Source organism: Streptomyces sp. NPDC007901 (assembly GCF_042959465.1).
Lineage (GTDB): Bacteria > Actinomycetota > Actinomycetes > Streptomycetales > Streptomycetaceae > Streptomyces.
In genome coordinates, this window is sequence record NZ_JBIBKW010000006.1 from 239513 (window position 1) to 257199 (window position 17687).

Below are 17687 nucleotides of genomic sequence, written 5' to 3' on the forward strand. Positions count from 1 at the left end.
ACTTCCGAAGCAACCTGAAGCGATCCTGAAGATCGTCAGGGCAGTGAACGGGCCGCCAGATAGGGCGCCGTGACGCTGTCCGCCGCCCGTGCCACCTCGGCCGGCAGGCCCGCCGCCACGATCCGGCCGCCCCGGTCCCCGCCGCCCGGACCCAGGTCGATCACCCAGTCCGCGCCCGCCACCACGGTCATGTCGTGCTCGACGACGACGACCGTGTGCCCGGCGTCCACCAGCCCGTGCAGCTGCCGCATCAGCACCTCGACGTCGGCGGGATGCAGTCCCGTCGTCGGCTCGTCCAGGACGTAGAGGGTGTGGCCGCGCCGGCCGCGCTGCAACTCGCTGGCCAGCTTGATCCGTTGGGCCTCACCGCCGGACAACTCCGTGGCGGGCTGGCCCAGTCGCAGATAGCCGAGGCCCACGTCCAGCAGGGTGCCCAGGCTGCGCGCCGCGGCCGGGGTGTCCGCGAAGAAGGCCGCCGCGCTCTCCACGGTCAGGTCCAGCACCTCGGCGATGTTCCGTCCCCGGTACGGCACGTCGAGCGTCTCCGGGTTGTAGCGGGCCCCGCCGCAGTCCGGGCAGGGCGCGTAGGTGCTGGGCAGGAACAGCAGCTCCACGCTGACGAACCCCTCGCCCTGGCAGGTCTCGCAGCGTCCGCCGGCCACGTTGAAGGAGAAGCGCCCGACGCCGTACCCCCGCTCCCGCGCCTCGCCGGTGGCCGCGAACACCTTCCGGACGACGTCGAACAGGCCGGTGTAGGTGGCCAGGTTGGAGCGCGGCGTGCGGCCGATCGGCTTCTGGTCGACCGACACCAGGCGGCCGACTCCGTCGAGCTCCTCGGTGATCGCGCCGATCAGCGTCGACTTGCCGGACCCGGACACGCCGGTCACGGCGGTGAGCACGCCCAGCGGGAACTCGGCGGTGACCGCGCGCAGGTTGTGCCGGGTGACCGGGCCGATCTTCAACGATCCCTTGGTGGACCGGAGTTCGCGCGGGGGTGCGGGTTCCGGTGCGAACAGGCAGCGGGCCGTCGCCGACTCCGCGACCCCGGCCAGCTCCGCCACCGGTCCGCTGTGCAGCACCTCCCCGCCGTGCTCGCCGGCCCCAGGACCCACGTCCACCAGCCAGTCGGCGCCGCGCACCACGTCCAGGTGGTGCTCCACCACGAACACCGAGTTCCCGGCCGCCTTCAGCCGGTCCAGGACCGTGAGCAGCGCCTCGGTGTCCGCCGGGTGCAGCCCGGCCGACGGCTCGTCCAGGACGTAGACGACACCGAACAGCCCGGAGCGCAACTGGGTGGCCAGGCGCAGGCGTTGCAGCTCGCCCGCAGAGAGGGTGGGCGTGGCCCGGTCGAGGCTGAGATAGCCGAGGCCCAGCTCGACGACCGGTGCGATCCGCGAGGTGAGGTCTTCGATGAGGACCCGCGCGGTCTCCGAGGCGGGGCCGCCGTCGAGCAGTGCGGCCAGCCCGGTCAGCGGCAGCGCGGCCAGCTCGGCGATCGTACGGCCCCCGAAGGTCACCGCGAGGGCCTCCGGACGCAGCCGGCCACCGCCGCACACCGGGCAGGGCGCGCTGGTCAGGAACCGCTCCGCCCTCGCCCTCAGAGCCGGGCTCTTGGAGTCCGAGAAGGTCTTCAGCACATACCGGCGAGCGCTCATGTACGTGCCCTGGTACGGCCGTTGGATGCGGTCGGCGTCCCGGACCGGGTGCACGGTGACCACCGGCTGCTCGTCGGTGAAGAGGATCCACTCGCGCTGCTCGGCGGGGAGCTCGCGCCAGGGGCGGTCGACGTCGTGGCCGAGCGCGTCCAGGATGTCCCGGAGGTTCTTGCCCTGCCAGGCCCCCGGCCAGGCGGCGATCGCGCCGTCGCGGACGGACAGCGACGGGTCGGGGACCAGGGACTCCTCGGTCGCCCGGTGCACCCGGCCCAGACCGTGGCACTCGGGGCAGGCTCCCGCCGCCGTGTTGGGGGAGAACGCGTCGGAGTCGAGCCGCTCGGCCCCCGGCGGGTAGTCGCCCGCCCGCGAGAACAGCATGCGCAGCGAGTTGGACAGGTTGGTGACCGTGCCGACCGAGGAGCGGGAGGTGGGAGCGGAGCGCCGCTGCTGCAGCGACACCGCCGGCGGCAGCCCGCTGATCTCCCCGACCTTGGGCGCCCCGACCTGGTGGATCAGCCTGCGCGCGTACGGCGCGACCGACTCGAAGTAGCGCCGCTGGGCCTCGGCGTAGATCGTGCCGAAGGCCAGCGACGACTTCCCCGAGCCGGACACACCGGTGAAGACGGCCAGCACGTCCCGGGGAATGTCCACATCGACGCCCTTGAGATTGTGCTCACGGGCGCCCCGGACACGGACGTACGGGTCATGGGGGCTGTGCATCGGACGGAACTCCGTGACGGGCGGCTCGCGGGGCAGGGACAAACCCCGCGATCCTAGCCCGCGCCCCGTGATCCGCCGCCGCTACTGCGGAGGGTTGCCCTGGTTGCGGGAGCGGTCGATGTAGTCGTCGGCCTGCTTCTGGGCCATGTCGACCTGGGACTGGTACTTGTTGCCGGTCCGTTGGTCCATGGTGTCGCCGGCCTTCTCGACGCCCTTCTTGGCCTGGTCCTCGTGGCCTTTGAGCATCCCCTTGAGCTTGTCCAGCATGGACATGGCAGCCCTCCTCGTTGGTTGAGGCTTCCGCTCCCAGCGTCACCGCCCCCGGCCCGGTCCGCATCTCGGCGGCGGTCCCCGTGCGGGCCCGGCGTGCCTGTGCGAGCTTGGAAGACGCGGATTCCCGCCGACCGCAGAGCCGACCGCAGCGCAGTCCGCAGAAAGGCCCGGCCCCATGAGCACTCCCGGTTTCGGATTCGGACGCAGTCCCTTCGAGGAGTTCGACGAGCTGATGTCCCGCTTCTTCGGCGGATCCGGACCGGGCACCCCGGCCCGCCGCCCGCAGCGCGTCGACATCGGCAGCCTGCTCTCCGAGCGGGCCCGGGAGCTGGTCGCCGAGGCCCGCGACCTGGCGGCCGTCGAGGGCAGCGAGGAACTGGACGCCCGGCATCTGCTGGCCGCCGCCACCACCCATGACTCCACCCGGCGGCTGCTCACCGAGGCGGGCGCGGACCCCGACCAGCTCCGCGAGCGGCTCGCCGCCGGCCACGGCGGCGGCGAGAAGACCGAGCCCACCGCCCTCACCCCGGCCGCCAAGCGGACCCTGCTCGACGCCTACCAGATCTCCCGCGCCGAGGGCGCCTCCTACATCGGCCCCGAGCACCTGCTGCGCGCGCTCGCCGCGAACCCGGAGTCGGCGGCCGGGCGGGTGCTCGGCGACAGCGGCTGGGAACCGGCCCGGATGCCGGCCGAGGGCGCGCCGGAGCGCAAGAAGCCCAGCACCACGCCGACCGTCGACGAGTACGGCCGTGACCTCACCGAGGACGCCCGGGCCGGCCGCCTGGACCCGGTGATCGGCCGGGACGAGGAGGTCGAGCAGACCATCGAGGTGCTCTCCCGGCGCAGCAAGAACAACCCGGTGCTGATCGGCGACCCCGGCGTCGGCAAGACGGCCATCGTGGAGGGGATCGCCCAGCGGATCGTCGCCGGGGACGTGCCCAGGACCCTGGAGGGCAAGCGGCTGGTCTCCCTGGACCTGGCCGGGATGGTGGCCGGCACCAAGTACCGGGGCGAGTTCGAGGAACGGCTGAAGAAGCTGCTCGACGAGGTCAAGGAACACGGCGACGAACTGGTGCTGTTCCTCGACGAGTTGCACACCGTGGTCGGGGCCGGCGGGGGCGGCGACGGATCGCTGGACGCCGGCAACATCCTCAAACCCGCCCTCGCCCGCGGCGAGTTGCACCTGATCGGCGCGACCACCGTCGGCGAGTACCGCAAGCACATCGAGAAGGACGCGGCCCTGGAGCGCCGGTTCGCGCCCATCCTGGTCGGTGAGCCCACCGTCGACGACACCATCGAGATCCTGCGCGGACTGCGTGACCGCTACGAGGCCCACCACCAGGTCCGGATCACCGACGAGGCGGTAGTGGCGGCCGCCGAGCTGTCCGACCGGTACATCACCTCCCGGTTCCTGCCCGACAAGGCGATCGACCTGATGGACCAGGCGGCGGCGCGGGTCCGGCTGCGGTCCAAGACCCCGCCGGCCGACACCCGGGACGTGGAGGACCGGCTCGCCGCCCTGAACCGGGAGAAGGACCAGGCCGTCGCCGACGAGGAGTACGAGCGCGCCAAGGAGCTCCGCGACCGCATCAAGGCGGCCGAGGGCGAGCTGGAGCAGGCGGGCAAGGCCGAGGAACAGGCGCCGAAGGTGACCGCCGAGGACATCGCCGAGGTCGTCTCCCGCACCACCGGCATCCCGGTCGCCGAGCTCACCGAGGAGGAGCGGGAGCGGCTGATGAAGCTGGAGGAGCACCTCCACGAGCGGGTCGTCGGCCAGGACGAGGCGATCACCGCCGTCGCCCGCGCGGTCCGCCGCGCCCGCGCCGGCATGAGCGACCCCAACCGGCCCGTCGGCAGCTTCCTCTTCCTCGGCCCGACCGGCGTCGGCAAGACCGAACTGGCCCGCGCCCTGGCCGCCGCCCTGTTCGGCGACGAGACCCGGATGATCCGCCTGGACATGAGCGAGTTCCAGGAGCGGCACACCGTCTCCCGGCTGATCGGCGCCCCGCCCGGATACGTCGGCCACGAGGAGGCCGGCCAGCTCACCGAGGCGGTGCGCAGACAGCCGTACGCCGTACTGCTCCTCGACGAGGTGGAGAAGGCGCACCCGGACGTCTTCAACACCCTGCTCCAGCTCCTCGACGACGGCCGCCTCACCGACTCCCAGGGCCGTACCGTCGACTTCAAGAACACGGTCGTCATCATGACGTCGAACATCGGCGCCGACCGGATCCTGGCCGCCGGCACGGAGGACTACGCCAAGGTCCGCGAGGCGGTCATGCCGGCCCTGCAGCAGCACTTCCGCCCCGAGTTCCTCAACCGCATCGACGAGATCATCGTCTTCCGCGGCCTGGACCGCACCCAACTGCGGGAGATCGTCGACCTGTTGCTGGAACACACCCGGCGCCGGCTGCACGCCCAGGACGTGAGCCTCGAAGTCACCGACACGGCCGCCGCGCTGCTCGCCAACCTCGGCCACGAGCCCGACTTCGGCGCCCGCCCACTGCGCCGCACGATCCAGCGCGAGGTCGACGACCGCCTCGCCGACCTCCTGCTCTCCGGCCAGCTCGTCGCGGGCGACCGCGCGGTGGTGGACGCGGCCGACGGCCAGATCGTGATCCGCTCGGACAAGCCCGCGACGGTCTAGCCGGCCTGGGGGCGCATGATCGAGGCCAGCCGCCGGTAGGAGTCCAGCAGGGCCGTCCGGTCGTAGGTGCTGGTGGTGACCAGCACCTCGTCGGCGGCCGTCTCCTTCAGGAGCGTCTCCAGCTCGTCGGCCACCTGGTCCTCGGTGCCGGCGAGGTGGCCGGTGAGGCCGGACTCGTAGAAGCCGCGTTCCTTCGCGGTCATCGGCCGGGTCCCGACGGACTCGGCCGGGGGGAGGGGCGGGAAGGAGCCGTGGGTGCGGGAGTACGCCATCGACCAGGCCTCCGGGACGAGCAGCCGACGGGCCGCCTCGGGGGTGCCGGCGACGGCGATCGTCCCCGAGATCACGACATACGGCTCGGCCGCCCACGGGGAGGGGCGGAAGCGGTCGCGGTAGTGGTCGATGCCGCGCCGCATCTTCTCCCGGTTGCGCAGGTCGCCGATGACCATCGGCAGCCCGGCGCGGGCCGCGATGTCGGCGCCCTCGCCCATCGCCAGCACGAACGGCTGTACGCGCAGTCCCTCCGCCGGACGGGCCCGCACCCCGGTCGGCGAGGTCCCCTCGAACCAGCCGAGGAGCTCGCCGAGCTGTGCCGCGAAGTCCTCGGCGTCGTCCCGGTCGCGGCCCAGGGCCTTGCGCACCCCGCCGGTGAAACCCACCGACCGGCCAAGCCCCATGTCGATCCGCCCCGGGTACAGCGACTCCAGCACGCCGAACTGTTCGGCCACGACGAGGGGCTGGTGGTTCGGCAGCATCACGCCGCCGGTCCCGACCCGGATGGTCCGGGTCGCGGCGGCCACGGCGGCGGCCAGCACGGTCGGCGCGGAACCGGCGACCCCGGGCACACCGTGGTGCTCCGACACCCAGAAGCGGTGATAGCCCAGCGCCTCCACCTCCCGCGCCAGCGCCACGGTGTCCCGCAGCGCCTCGGCGGGCGGGTGGCCCTCCCGGGTGCGGGAGCGGTCGAGGACGGAGAACCGGGTCCGGGCGGTCAGTGCGTTCACAGAGGGTTCAACAGCGGGGCGGCCACAGGATTCCCGCCGGCGCTCAGCGCCCGGGGCGCAGCACTCCGCGCTCGTAGGCCCTGACCAGGTGCTGCGGGACCAGGTGCCGGACGCCGTCGACCGTCACCGGTACGAGCGGCGGGGTGCTCGCCTTCCACCGGGCGCGGCGGTGGCGGGTGTTGCTGCGGGACATCCTGTGCTTGGGGACGGCCATGGAGCTTCTCCTCGGTGCTGGGATGGACGGGCAGGCACCGGGACGCTATATGAAAATGGATCCCATTAGCAATTGGTAGGGTGGCCGGGTGACAGAGAGCAGCAGACGTCCGATCGCCGTGTTCGACATCGACAACACCCTCGCCGACACCGCGCACCGGCAGCGCTTCCTGGAGCGCCAGCCCCGGGACTGGGACGCGTTCTTCGCGGCGGCGCCGCACGACCCGCCGATCGCCGAGGGGGTCGCGCTGGCCGTGGCGAGCGCGCAGGAGTGCGAGATCGTCTACCTCACCGGACGGCCCGAGCGCTGCCGGCGCGACACGGTGGAGTGGCTCGAACAGCACGGGCTGCCCGAGGGGCGCGTGCACATGCGGCGCAACGCGGACCGCAGGCCCGCCCGGCACACCAAGCTGCAGATCCTGCGCCGCCTCGCCGAACGGCGCGAGGTGCGCGTCCTCGTCGATGACGACGAGCTCGTGTGCGACGACGCGGAGCGGGCCGGGTTCACCGTCGTACGGGCCCGCTGGGCCGACCGCTCGGCCGCGCTGGAGCAGGCCCAGGAGGGTGAGGGGCGGACCTGAGAGCCGTCTCGGTCCTCGTCAGTCCTCGTCCTCGATGCGGAAGCCCACCTTCAGGCCCACCTGGTAGTGCTCGATCTGCCCGTTCTCGATCTGGCCCCTGACCTGCGTCACCTCGAACCAGTCCAGGTTGCGCAGGGTCTGGCTCGCGCGGGTGACACCGTTGCGGATGGCCTGGTCGATGCCCTCGTGCGAGGTGCCGACGATCTCGGTGACCCGGTAGGTGTGGTTCGTCATCGGGAGTGCTCCTCTCGTCGTCACTCCACGGTGCCGCATCCGGAAGCGGAGCGCGAGGCGTCGGTTCCGGTCCGCCGGTACCCCTTGACCCTCCGCATTGGTCCATACCAAAATCCCGTACACCCGTATGAGCCCCGGTGCTCGTTCCCCCACGTCGGGCCCTTCCCTGTGCGTCGGCCAGAACAGGAACCCCTCGTGAGACGTCGTCCGCTCGCTCTCCTCTGTGTGTCCGCCGCTCTGCTGAGCGCCTGCAGCGTCCTGCCGGGCGGAGACGGCGGGCGGCACACGGTCACGGTCTGGCTGATGCAGAACAGTGCGTCCAAGGAGTTCCTGCGCCGGTTCACCGAGGACTTCGAGCGCACCCACAAGGACATCCGGCTCGACATCCGCATCCAGCAGTGGACCGGGATCGTGGACAAGGTCCAGGCCGCGCTCAAGGGCGACTCCGACGACGGCCCCGATGTCATCGAGGTCGGCAACACCCAGGTCCCGCAGTACGTCGAGGACGGCCGGCTCACCGACCTCACCCTGGAGTCGATGCGCGACTGGGGCAAGGAGCACTGGCTGCCGGGTCTCGCCGAACCCGGCCGGGACGACTCCCGCCAGTACGGCATCCCCTGGTACGCCGCCAACCGGGTCGTCATCTACCGCAAGGACCTCTTCGAGAAGGCCGGTATCACCTCCCCGCCGAAGACCCGCGAGCAGTGGCTGGCCGACACCGAGAAGCTCAACTCGGGCGGTAACCAAGGGATCTACCTCGCCGGACAGGACTGGTACACCCTCTCCGGGTTCATCTGGGACGAGGGCGGTGACCTCGCCGAGCAGACGGACGCCGCCTGGAAGGGCACCCTGGACAGCCCGGCCGCGCTGCGCGGCATGGACTTCTACCGGCAGCTCCAGGCCCTCGGCAAGGGGCCCGCGGACGCGGACGAGGAACACCCGCCCCAGGCCGGGGTGTTCGCGGGCGGCGACGTCGCGCAGATCATCGCGGTGCCCGGCCTCGCCCAGTCCGTCGTCCAGCAGAACCCCCGGCTCAAGGACGAGATCGGGTACTTCCCGGTGCCGGGTCTCACCGCCGCGCACCCCGGCGCCGTCTTCACCGGCGGCTCCGACCTCGTCGTACCGCAGAACACCGACCGGCCCTACGACGCGACCGCCGTCGTCGGCGCCCTCATCGGCGCCAAGTGGGACACCGAACTGGCCCGCACCATGAACTACGTGCCCAACAAGACCACGCTGGCGGGCGCGGTCGCCGGGGAGCAGGGGGTCGCCGCCATGGCGGCCGGAGCCGCGCGGGGACGGGCGACCCCCCACACCCCGGACTGGCCGGCCGTCGAGGCGGAGAACCCGATCAAGGGCTACATGACCGCGGTGCTCGGCGGAGCGGACCCCGCGACCGAGGCCCGCCGCGCCTCCCGGCGCATCACCGAACTCCTCGCACCGAACTTCGGGTGACCCGGCCGGCCCGGGTGACTCAGCGCGCCATGCTCAGCGACAGCGCGAAGCGGCCCTCCGTGTCGGTCCACCAGTGCGTCAGTTCCAGCCCCGCCGACGCCAGTTCGGCGGTCACGCCCGCCCGCCGGAACTTCGCCGACACCTCGGTGCGCAGCTCCTCGCCCGCCGCGAAGTCCACGGCGAGGTCCAGCGCGGGCACCTTGACGGTCTGCGCGACCCGCGAGCGCAGCCGCATCTCGATCCACTCCTGCTCCGGGTCCCACAGGGCGACGTGGTCGAAGGCGTCCGGGTCGAAGTCGGCGTCCAGTTCACGGTCGACGACGGCCAGGACGTTCTTGTTGAACTCGGCGGTCACCCCGGCCGCGTCGTCGTACGCCCGGACCAGGACCTCCGAGTCCTTGACCAGGTCGGTGCCGAGCAGCAGCGCGTCGCCGGGGGCGAGCAGCCGGCGCATCCGGGCCAGGAACACGGCCCGCTCGGCGGGCAGCAGATTGCCGATCGTGCCGCCGAGGAACGCCAGCAGCCGGGGCCCCGGGGTCTCGGGCAGCTCCATCCGGCCGGTGAAGTCGGCGATCAGGGCGTGCACGGACAGCCCGGGCCGTTCCTCGATGAGCGCCTCCCCGGCCTGGGTGAGCGCGCTCTCGCTGACGTCGACCGGCACGTACACCTCAAGGCCGGTGAGCGCGCCGATGAGCAGCCGGGTCTTCTCGGACGAGCCCGAACCCAGCTCCACCAGGGTGCGGGCACCGCTCGCGGCGGCGATCTCGCCGGACCGGGCGAGCAGGATCTCCCGCTCGGCCCGGGTCGGGTAGTACTCGGGCAGTTCGGTGATCTCCTCGAAGAGCTCGCTGCCCCGGGCGTCGTAGAACCACTTCGGCGGCAGCGTCTTGGGGGAGGCGGTGAGGCCGTTCAGGACATCGGCGCGCAGCGCGGCGTCCGTGGCGTCCTCGGGGAGGGTGCGGGTGACACGGAGGGGACTCACGTACAGGGCTCCTTCGGGGATGCGGATGCCGGGTCCTCGACGGGGGTGAGTTCGATCGGGGCGAGCTCGACGCCCGCGCGGCTCGCGATGAGCAGCGTGCGGTCGGGGACCTCCCGCCAGCGCGGGTCGTCGTCGTACGGCTCGGAGGCGACGACGGTGCGGCCGGGTTCCGAGAGGTGGAAGAGGCTGTCGCCCCAGGCGGTGGCGGCGATGGTCTCGCCGTCGGTGAGGAGGAGGTTGAGGCGCGCGGCGGGGGCGGCCTCGGCCACCTGGAGAACCGTTTCGGCAAGGGCCGGGCCCGGTTCCGCGCCCGACCGCAGCCGGTGCAGGACCAGCGCCCAGACGAACGCCGAGTCGGTGCGCGCCTCCATGGACAGCAGGTCGGCCGGGGGCAGGAGGGGGACCAGGGCGGCCATGGAGCGCGGCCAGCCGGGGACCGCCCCGTTGTGGCTGAACAGCCAGCGGCCCGCGGCGAACGGCGCCGCCGCGGCCTCCCCGTCCGCGCCCGCCAGCGTCGCGTCCCGTACGGCGGCGAGCAGCGCGCCGGTGCGGACGACCCGGGCGAGGTCCGCGAAGGACGGGTCGCCCCAGATCGGCACCGCCCGCCGGTAGCGGGCCGGCTGCGGATCCTCCGGGGCGTACCAGCCCACCCCGAAGCCGTCGGCGTTGACCGTCCCGTAACGCTGCCGGCGGGGGGCCCACGACTGCCGGTACAGGGAGTGCTCGGGGTCCACGAGGAGCCGGCCGAGCGGCTCCTCGGGCCCCAGACAGGCCAGATGACGGCACATCAGGCGGTCTCCGCGTCACGGGCGGTGCGGAAGCCGGAGAAGATCTGCCGCCGGATCGGGTAGTCCCAGTTGCGGAACGTGCCCCGGCAGGCGACCGGGTCCACGGCGAACGAACCGCCGCGCAGCACCTTGTACTCGGGGCCGAAGAACACCTCCGAGTACTCCTTGTACGGGAAGGCGCTGAAGCCGGGGTACGGGAGCAGGTCGCTGGACGTCCACTCCCACACGTCGCCGATCAACTGCCGCACGCCCAGCGGCGACTCACCCTCGGGATAGCTGCCCGCCGGGACCGGGCGCAGATGCCGCTGGCCGAGGTTGGCGTGGGCCGGAGCCGGGTCGGCGTCGCCCCAGGGGTAGCGGCGCGAGCGGTTCTCGACCGGGTCGTGCCGGGCCGCCTTCTCCCACTCGGCCTCGGTGGGCAGCCGCCGCCCGGCCCAGCGGGCGTAGGCGTCCGCCTCGTACCAGCACACGTGCAGCACCGGCTCCTCGGGCGGCACGACCTCCGTGACCCCGAACCGGCGGCGCAGCCACTGACCGCCCTCCCGGTGCCAGAACTGCGGCGCCGAGATGGCGTGCCGCCGGATGTGCGCCCAGCCCTCCGGGGTCCACCAGCGCTCCTGCTCGTAGCCGCCGTCCTCGATGAACGCCAGGTACTGGCCGTTGGTGACCGGGGTGGTGTCGATCCAGTAGGCGGCCACCTCCCGCCGGTGCGCGGGGCGTTCGTTGTCCAGCGCCCACGGCTCGGTGGAGGTGCCCATGGTGAACGGGCCGCCGGGGACCAGGACTTCGGCCGGGCCGGTGAACGGCGGCGCCGGGTCCGGGTCGGGGGCGGTCAGGGCCTGCGGGCCCGTGCGGAGCTGGTGGGTGATCAGCATCGTCTCGTCGTGCTGCTGTTCGTGCTGCGCGATCATCCCGAAGGCGAAACCCGCCTCGGTCAGCCGGGTGCCGCCGAACGCCGCGCTCTCCAGCAGGTCCAGCGCCCGGCCGCGCACCTCCGCCGCGTACTGCCGTGCCTCGGCGGGCGGCAGCAGCGGCAGCGAGGGGCGCTCGGAACGCGGATGCTCGAAGGCGTCGTAGAGCGTGTCGATCTCGGGGCGCATCGGCTCCCGGCCGCCGACGTTGCGCAGCAGCCAGAGCTCCTCCTGGTTGCCGATGTGCGCGAGGTCCCAGACCAGCGGGGACATCAGCGGGGAGTGCTGGGCGGTGAGATCGGGCTCCTCGACGCAGCTGGTCAGCAGCGTGGTGCGGTCGCGTGCGGTGGTGAGGGACTTCAGCGCCCGGTCACGCAGCGTCTCGATATCGATGTCGGTCTCGGTCTCGGTCATGCGCTGATTTCCTTCCCGTGGGCGCGACCGGCCGTGCCGCGCAGTCGGTCCAGCAGGTCGTCGGCCGGGCAGCGGCCCTGCAGGACGTACCGGTCCCGGTACGCCCGTACGGCGGCCACGACCTCGGGGGTCGCGCCGAGCCGGGGCAGGGCTTCCAGCGCCGCCGCGAAACAGGCGACGGCCGCCTCGTGCAACTCCGGGTCGCCGAGCCCGGACCGGGCCGCGTCGATCCACAGCGGGTTGTGCGGGGCGGGCAGCGACATGGCGCGCTCGGCCAGCGGCTTCACCGTCCGGTAGGCGGTCTCGGCGGCCACCGGGTCGTCGAACAGCGCCGCCGTCACCGCCAGCGGCACGATCCACCCGTCGTCGCCGGGCTGCGCGTCGATCATCCGCAGCTCCAGGTGGCCGCGCGGCCGGACCGGCGGGAACAGCGTGGTGACGTGATAGTCGAGATCCGCCCTGGTGGGCGCCCCCGACCGGGTCCACTCCCGGAAGGTCAGGCCCTCGGGCACCTCCCAGGGGCCGTTGTCCCGCCGTACGCACATCACCGGGGAGTCCAGGACGTGCCGGGCCCAGGCGGTCCGGGGGTCGCCGTCCAGCGGGGGCGCGCCCGCGCGGCCCGCGCCGATCTCCAGCCACAGCAGCTGCCGGGTGGAGAGCCAGCCGGTGGGACGCCGGCCGACCATCGGGGAGTTGGCGAACGCGGCCACCAGCACCGGGCCCAGCTGATGGGCCAGCCACCAGCGGCGGGTGTGCCCCAGTGTGCCGGGCTCCTCGTGACCGGCGTCCAGGCAGACCTGCACGGAGGCCGAGGCGCACATCATGTGACGGCCCGCCGGGCCGGTGCGGTCCAGGCAGGTCTCCATCGCGTCGTAGCGCGGCTCGCGCAGGAAGCGGCGGGGGGTGTGCCAGGGATCGTGACCGACGCCCATGAGCCCGAGGCCCTGTTCGGCGAGGACCGTACGGACGGCGTCCAGGTCGGCGGAGACGGTGCCGATGCACTCCGTGAGGGAGGCGGCGGGCGGCGAGCTGAGCTCCAGCTGGCCGCCGGGTTCGACGGTGAGCGCCGACTCCAGGGGCACCGTGCGCAGTGCGGCGTAGGCCGCTTCGAGTCGTTCGGATGTGACGGGGAGCTGCGGCTGACGCAGCTCGTGGACCAGCCATTCCACTTCGACCCCGAGGGTGCGGGGCGGCCCGGTCTTGAAGCAGATGCCCTTGACCAGGGCCTCCACCTCGGCCTCGGTGACGGCGGTGCGGTCGTCCGAGAAGTCGGTTTTCACCGACCCGCCGGTACAGTCGCCGCTGTCGGATATCGAGTCGGACATGTCGGGATCCTCCTGAGATTCCACCATGTCGCCGGCCCGGCCATGGATCCGTCCGGGGCGGCATCGTCCGTCCCAGCCAAGACCTTCGCGTCGATTCGCACAAGGGTGCCCATGGGGACGTTCTAGATCGGTAACCTCTGCTTCCTTGTGTGTTTCCGACCGTTTTGGGCGCAGGAAACTCCGTTGCACGGCATCACCAGCATCGCTCAGGATGCAGGTATGAGCACGACGGGGGAGGCCGCGCGGGCCGCGGTCATGGCGTCCACGGGGGTGGCGCCATGAGTGCGCGCCTGCGCGGTATCGCCCAGCAGAACGAACAGATCGTGGCGGCCGGGTCCTATCCCGCGCCCGACGGCCGGGAGGTCGTCCTGGCGGCCGACAACGCGGCCGCGCGGGCGGGGACGCGGATGTACGGCCCGGAACCGGTGTCCGTACCGGAACCGCCCACCGCTCCCGTGGAGCCGGTCGTCGAGGTCACCGGCGAGAGCAGCCTGGAGGCCGCCCGCCGACTGGCCGGCGCCCCGGTGGCCGTCCTGAACTTCGCCTCGGCCCTCCCCCAGCTCTCAACTGCGTTCGAGCCGGGGGGAGCCCCATCCCGGGCGGCGGATACCTCAACGGCGCCCAGGCGCAGGAGGAGGCCCTGTGCCGCGCCTCCGCGCTCTACACCTGCCTGCGCGAGGCCGTCGAGTACTACGACCGTCACCGCGCCCACCGCGACCCCTTCTACACGGACCGCGTGATCCACTCCCCGGCCGTCCCGGTCTTCCGTGACGACCGCGGCCGGCTCCTCGCCGACCCCTACCGCGCGGGCTTCCTGACGGCCGCCGCGCCCAACGCGGGCGTGATCCGCCGTACGACTCCGCAGCGCACCGCCGCACCGCCGGGAGCCCTCGCCGTACGCGCCGAACGGGTCCTGGAGGTGGCCGCCGCGCACGGCTACCGGCGGCTGGTCCTCCGGGCTTGGGGCTGCGGGGTGTTCCAGAACGACCCCGCGCAGGTCGCGGGGGCCTTGTGGGGGCTGATCGCCCCCGGCGGACGGTTCGCGGGGACCTTCGAGCACGTGGTGTTCGGGGTCCTGGACCGTACGCCGGGATCGGCGGTCCGGGCGGCCTTCGCCGACGCGTTTGAGGCCCTGGCGGCGGGCTGACGCCTCACTTCCAGCCGTAGCGTTCGTGCAGCCGGTTGCGTACGAGGTTGAAGCGGCCCCGGTCGAGCGCGCAGGCCTCCCGGCGCATCCCGTCCTCGTGCAGCCGCAGCACGCGGTCCACGTCCACCCAGGAATCGCGGCCGGAGCGGTCCCACGGTCCGCTGCCGATCGCCACCCACTCACGGTCGTGGTCGTGCCGCTTGCTGGACAGCTGCACGGCCAGCAGGGTGCCGGCCGCCTCGCGGGCGACGACAAGGACCGGACGGTCCTTCCCGCGTCCGTCGTTCTCCTCGAAGGGCACCCAGGTCCACACGATCTCACCGGGGTCGGGGTCGCCGTCGTGGGCGGGGGAGTACTCGGTGCGCACCCTGCCGACCTCGTGCGGGTCGGCCTCGGTGGTCGCGGTGGGGCCGTAACGGCCGGGGACGCTCTCGTCGTCGGTAAACGCAGTCACGAGGGCACCCTAAGGGGCCTCAGCCTGCGAGAACAGGCGGGGTACCGGTACGGCGCAGCTCGGTCTCGATCAACTCGGCGGTGACCTCGGGGCGTTCGATGTGCGGCAGATGACCGGCCTCCGGTATCGGCGCGAACCGGCCCTGCGGGAAGGCCTTCGCGTACGCGGCCCCGTAGGCGGGGGTGACGACACGGTCGCTCTCGCCCCAGATCACCAGCGCGGGCTGCCGCGCCCGGCCCAGCCGGGGGAGCAGCTTCGGGTCGGTCATCCGGCCGCCGTCGGTGAGCAGCCGCATGGTCGCCATGTTGGCCTGGCGGCGGGCGAGTTCGGTGGCGGGAAGGGTGGCCGGGTCGACGTAGAAGCGGTCCGGGTCGTGCCAGGAGTGCTCGGCCTGGGCGCGCGGATCCAGCGCGAAGAAGTCGGTGACCTGTTCGCCGTCGATGTCCGCGCCGACCGCGTTGATGAGGACCAGGTCGGTGATGAGTCCAGCCGTGTCGCGTATCGCCATCTCGGCGGCGAGTTGGCCGCCCAGCGAGGAGCCGATGACCAGGACGTCGCTCAACTCGCGGTCCTGCAGCAGGTGCAGATAGGCGAGGGCGAGATCGTCGATGCTCGTGAGCCAGTCGGGACGGGGTGCGCCGTCCCAGCCGGGGTGGACCGGGGTGAGGGTGTGCGCGGACTCGGCGAGGCGGGCCGCGAGACCGGCGACCGTGGCGGGGCCGCCGCCTCCGTGCAGTACGAGCACGGGGCGGCCGGAACCGGCCTCGGTCAGGGAGACGGGGAGGTCGGGGTACACCTGGGCGATGCGGTTCGTCGTCATGCCGGTCACTCTAACTAAGGATGTTTATATAAACAAGCTTAGTTGTCGGGTACAGTGGACCCATGCACGATGACCTGCAGGTTCTCGGAAGAGCGGTGAAACAGGCCCAGTACCGGCAGCACCGGGCGATGGACAGCGCGCTCGCGGCCGTCGGCACCACCCTCGCGCAGTGGGACGCGCTGCGCGCCATCGACCGGTCGCCGGGCGCCGCCGCGCGCGAGCTGGCCACGGCCACCTTCCAGAGCGAGCAGGCCTTCGGCACGCTGGTGGGGCGGCTGGTCGCACAGGGGCTGGTGGAACGGCGGCCGGGCCACGGGCGGCGGATCCAGCACCACCTCACCGCCGACGGGGAGCGGACACTGGCGGCCGGGCACGGGGTGGCCGGCGAGGTGCTCGCCGACTGCTTCGCCGGCCTGTCGGCGGCGGAGCGAGCGACACTGCTGGAGCTGCTGCGACGGCTCAACGCGCGGGAGTGAGAACGGGGGTGCCCCCGGCCGCGGCCGGGGGCACCCCTGCGCTTCGGTTGTTCTCCAGCTGCTACTCGCCGCCCTCCTCCACCTGCACCTTCTGCGACGGCGGGGCCGCGACCCCGTTGAGGGCCGGTGAAGTCCCGCTCGGCGTCCGCCCGTTCTGGTTCATCGACGCGAGGAGCTGGCGGGCGAGGCCGAGCCCCGTGCCGCCCATGGTGAGGGCCTTGGCGAACATCTCGGCCATGCCGTCGGCGCCGTTGAGCAACACCATGTTGTCGACGTTGCCGAAGGCGGACGCGCCGGCCTTGACGATCTCCGGCCAGTTCTCGGCGAGTTGCTGGGCGACGACCGCCTCCTGGTTCTCGGCGAGGGCGGCGGCACGGGCCTTGATGGCCTCCGCCTCGGCGAGACCCTTGGCCTTGGCCGCCTCGGCGTCCGCGAGGCCCCTGGCCTGCGCCGCGGCCGCCTCGGCCTCACCGGTGGCCCGGGTCGCCGCCGCGGTGGCCGTACCCCGGGACTTGGTCGCCTCGGCCTCGGCGCCCGCGGCCGCCTTGACCCGGGTCGCCTCGGCCGCCGCGGCCAGTTCCGTCTCCTTCGCCTTGGCCTGGGCTGCCGAGATGCGCGCGTCACGCTCGGCCTCGGCCAGCGTCCGCTTCTCGTAGGCCTTGGCGTCGGCCGGCTTGCGGACGTCCGCCTGGAGCTGCTGCTCCCGCCGGTGCGCCTCCAGTTCGGCGACCCGGGTCTCCTGGACCACGACCTCCTGCCGGGCGGCCGCGTCGGCGAGCGGACCGGCCTGGCGGGCCTGGGCCGCCGCCTTGTCCCGCTCGGCCTGGTAGCCGGCCTGGAGGATCTCGCTGTCCCGGGTGGCCTCCGCCATCCGGGCGAACGACTGCTGCTCCGCCTCGGTGGCGAGACGGTTCGCCTCCGCCTGCGCGATCCGCGCGTCCCGCTGCACGGCCGCCGCGTGCGGCATCGCCAGGTTCTGGATGTACCCGGTCGGGTCCTCGATCTCATGGATCTGCAGGGAGTCCACGATGAGCCCCAGCTTCTCCATCTCCGTGCCGCAGGCGGCCCGGGTCTGCCCGGTGAGCTTGTCCCGGTCGCGGATCATGTCCTCGACCGTCAACCCGCCCACGATGGACCGCAGATGACCGGCGAACACGTTGTGCACCCGCTCGGACATCATCTTCTGCTGGTCCAGGAATCGGCGGCCCGCGTTGGCGATCGACACGAAGTCGTCGCCCACCTTGAAGATGACCACACCCCGCACCTTCAGCGGGATGCCCTGCTGGGTCACGCAGTCCACCGACAACTCGGTCTCGTTCAGGTCGAGGGACATCTTGCGCACCGCCTGCACGCCCGGCAGCACGAGCGTGCCGCGCCCCGTGACGATGCGGAACCCCATCCCCTCTTCGAGGCCCTCGGTCCGATGCTTCGAACCGGAGATGATGAGCGCCTCGTTCGGCTCGGCCACCCGCCACATCATCTTGAACAGACCGATCAACACGAGAACGGCGAGAACCGCCGCCCCCGCAACGACGCCGACAACCATCGGCATACGCCCCCTTTGCATGGTGCCCTTTCGGCACCGAAC

Annotated in this window: 16 protein-coding genes and 1 pseudogene; 5 read left to right on the forward strand and 12 right to left on the reverse strand. The window is 72.5% G+C overall.

All coding sequences use genetic code 11. The annotated features are described in order from the left end of the window. Positions 1-35: 35 nt before the first annotated feature. Together ACFZDK_RS21460 and ACFZDK_RS21465 are read right to left on the reverse strand one after the other, a co-directional pair. Positions 36-2375 (reverse strand): ATP-binding cassette domain-containing protein, encoded by a 2340-nt coding sequence (locus tag ACFZDK_RS21460; RefSeq protein ID WP_390974577.1) that lies wholly within the window; start codon positions 2373-2375, stop codon positions 36-38. A gap of 81 nt (positions 2376-2456) precedes the next feature. After that, positions 2457-2648 (reverse strand): Rv0909 family putative TA system antitoxin, encoded by a 192-nt coding sequence (locus tag ACFZDK_RS21465; protein ID WP_390974579.1) that lies wholly within the window; start codon positions 2646-2648, stop codon positions 2457-2459. Positions 2649-2823: 175 nt separating this feature from the next. Here ACFZDK_RS21465 and ACFZDK_RS21470 point away from each other — a divergent pair, with 175 nt between their 5' ends. After that, positions 2824-5295 (forward strand): AAA family ATPase, encoded by a 2472-nt coding sequence (locus ACFZDK_RS21470; RefSeq protein WP_390974581.1) that lies wholly within the window; start codon positions 2824-2826, stop codon positions 5293-5295. On the opposite strand, the gene ACFZDK_RS21475 is transcribed toward ACFZDK_RS21470, so the two are convergent. After that, positions 5292-6299, reverse strand: a complete 1008-nt coding sequence (locus tag ACFZDK_RS21475) for an MsnO8 family LLM class oxidoreductase (protein ID WP_390974582.1) — start codon at positions 6297-6299, stop codon at positions 5292-5294. The genes ACFZDK_RS21470 and ACFZDK_RS21475 overlap by 4 nt on opposite strands. Before the next feature lie 43 nt (positions 6300-6342). Then, complete coding sequence (rpmF, locus tag ACFZDK_RS21480; protein ID WP_390974585.1) at positions 6343-6513, reverse strand: 50S ribosomal protein L32; 171 nt, start codon at positions 6511-6513, stop codon at positions 6343-6345. A gap of 88 nt (positions 6514-6601) precedes the next feature. Between rpmF and ACFZDK_RS21485 the strand changes: the two genes are divergently transcribed. Next, complete coding sequence (locus tag ACFZDK_RS21485) at positions 6602-7093, forward strand: HAD family acid phosphatase (protein WP_390974586.1); 492 nt, start codon at positions 6602-6604, stop codon at positions 7091-7093. A gap of 18 nt (positions 7094-7111) precedes the next feature. Here ACFZDK_RS21485 and ACFZDK_RS21490 read toward each other — a convergent pair whose 3' ends face one another. Next, positions 7112-7327 (reverse strand): dodecin, encoded by a 216-nt coding sequence (locus ACFZDK_RS21490; protein ID WP_355711072.1) that lies wholly within the window; start codon positions 7325-7327, stop codon positions 7112-7114. Between the two features lie 195 nt (positions 7328-7522). Here ACFZDK_RS21490 and ACFZDK_RS21495 point away from each other — a divergent pair, with 195 nt between their 5' ends. Then, the gene (locus ACFZDK_RS21495) at positions 7523-8782 is read left to right on the forward strand and encodes an extracellular solute-binding protein (RefSeq protein WP_390974588.1); all 1260 of its coding nucleotides are present in this window, start codon (positions 7523-7525) and stop codon (positions 8780-8782) included. 19 nt (positions 8783-8801) lie between these two features. Here the strand turns inward: ACFZDK_RS21495 and egtD are convergent, their stop codons facing one another. The 4 genes from egtD to egtA are packed head-to-tail and all read right to left on the reverse strand — an operon-like array spanning position 8802 to position 13202. Beyond that, positions 8802-9764 carry an L-histidine N(alpha)-methyltransferase gene (gene egtD / locus ACFZDK_RS21500; protein ID WP_390974590.1) on the reverse strand — a complete coding sequence of 321 codons (963 nt, stop codon included), beginning with the start codon at positions 9762-9764 and terminating at the stop codon, positions 8802-8804. Next, on the reverse strand, positions 9761-10552 hold the full coding sequence (gene egtC, locus ACFZDK_RS21505; RefSeq protein WP_390974592.1) for an ergothioneine biosynthesis protein EgtC: 792 nt from the start codon (positions 10550-10552) through the stop codon (positions 9761-9763). The genes egtD and egtC overlap by 4 nt, the downstream gene beginning before the upstream one ends. Next, positions 10552-11877 carry an ergothioneine biosynthesis protein EgtB gene (gene egtB, locus ACFZDK_RS21510; RefSeq protein WP_390974593.1) on the reverse strand — a complete coding sequence of 442 codons (1326 nt, stop codon included), beginning with the start codon at positions 11875-11877 and terminating at the stop codon, positions 10552-10554. The genes egtC and egtB overlap by 1 nt, the downstream gene beginning before the upstream one ends. Further along, positions 11874-13202, reverse strand: a complete 1329-nt coding sequence (egtA, locus tag ACFZDK_RS21515) for an ergothioneine biosynthesis glutamate--cysteine ligase EgtA (RefSeq protein WP_390974595.1) — start codon at positions 13200-13202, stop codon at positions 11874-11876. Before egtA ends, egtB begins: the two co-directional genes overlap by 4 nt. 278 nt (positions 13203-13480) lie before the next feature. Here egtA and ACFZDK_RS21520 point away from each other — a divergent pair. Next, positions 13481-14349 (forward strand): annotated as a pseudogene (locus tag ACFZDK_RS21520) (TIGR02452 family protein). 4 nt (positions 14350-14353) lie between these two features. On the opposite strand, the gene ACFZDK_RS21525 reads toward ACFZDK_RS21520, so the two are convergent. Further along, on the reverse strand, positions 14354-14803 hold the full coding sequence (locus tag ACFZDK_RS21525) for a type II toxin-antitoxin system PemK/MazF family toxin (RefSeq protein ID WP_390974597.1): 450 nt from the start codon (positions 14801-14803) through the stop codon (positions 14354-14356). Positions 14804-14822: 19 nt separating this feature from the next. Next, on the reverse strand, positions 14823-15623 hold the full coding sequence (locus ACFZDK_RS21530; RefSeq protein ID WP_390974598.1) for an alpha/beta fold hydrolase: 801 nt from the start codon (positions 15621-15623) through the stop codon (positions 14823-14825). 62 nt (positions 15624-15685) lie between these two features. Between ACFZDK_RS21530 and ACFZDK_RS21535 the strand changes: the two genes are divergently transcribed. Beyond that, positions 15686-16099, forward strand: a complete 414-nt coding sequence (locus tag ACFZDK_RS21535; RefSeq protein ID WP_390974601.1) for a MarR family transcriptional regulator — start codon at positions 15686-15688, stop codon at positions 16097-16099. A 61-nt stretch (positions 16100-16160) separates the two neighbouring features. On the opposite strand, the gene ACFZDK_RS21540 is transcribed toward ACFZDK_RS21535, so the two are convergent. Further along, complete coding sequence (locus ACFZDK_RS21540) at positions 16161-17651, reverse strand: SPFH domain-containing protein (RefSeq protein WP_390974603.1); 1491 nt, start codon at positions 17649-17651, stop codon at positions 16161-16163. Positions 17652-17687: the final 36 nt, after the last annotated feature.

Excerpts from the sequence above, each read along its gene's own strand:
- ACFZDK_RS21460 (WP_390974577.1), bottom strand. The coding sequence starts at position 2,375 with ATGCACAGCCCCCATGACCCGTACGTCCGTGTCCGGGGCGCCCGTGAG.
- ACFZDK_RS21465 (WP_390974579.1), bottom strand. The coding sequence starts at position 2,648 with ATGTCCATGCTGGACAAGCTCAAGGGGATGCTCAAAGGCCACGAGGAC.
- ACFZDK_RS21470 (WP_390974581.1), top strand. The coding sequence starts at position 2,824 with ATGAGCACTCCCGGTTTCGGATTCGGACGCAGTCCCTTCGAGGAGTTC.
- rpmF (WP_390974585.1), bottom strand. The coding sequence starts at position 6,513 with ATGGCCGTCCCCAAGCACAGGATGTCCCGCAGCAACACCCGCCACCGC.
- ACFZDK_RS21490 (WP_355711072.1), bottom strand. The coding sequence starts at position 7,327 with ATGACGAACCACACCTACCGGGTCACCGAGATCGTCGGCACCTCGCAC.
- egtC (WP_390974592.1), bottom strand. The coding sequence starts at position 10,552 with ATGTGCCGTCATCTGGCCTGTCTGGGGCCCGAGGAGCCGCTCGGCCGG.
- egtB (WP_390974593.1), bottom strand. The coding sequence starts at position 11,877 with ATGACCGAGACCGAGACCGACATCGATATCGAGACGCTGCGTGACCGG.
- egtA (WP_390974595.1), bottom strand. The coding sequence starts at position 13,202 with ATGTCCGACTCGATATCCGACAGCGGCGACTGTACCGGCGGGTCGGTG.
- ACFZDK_RS21530 (WP_390974598.1), bottom strand. The coding sequence starts at position 15,623 with ATGACGACGAACCGCATCGCCCAGGTGTACCCCGACCTCCCCGTCTCC.
- ACFZDK_RS21535 (WP_390974601.1), top strand. The coding sequence starts at position 15,686 with ATGCACGATGACCTGCAGGTTCTCGGAAGAGCGGTGAAACAGGCCCAG.
- ACFZDK_RS21540 (WP_390974603.1), bottom strand. The coding sequence starts at position 17,651 with ATGCCGATGGTTGTCGGCGTCGTTGCGGGGGCGGCGGTTCTCGCCGTT.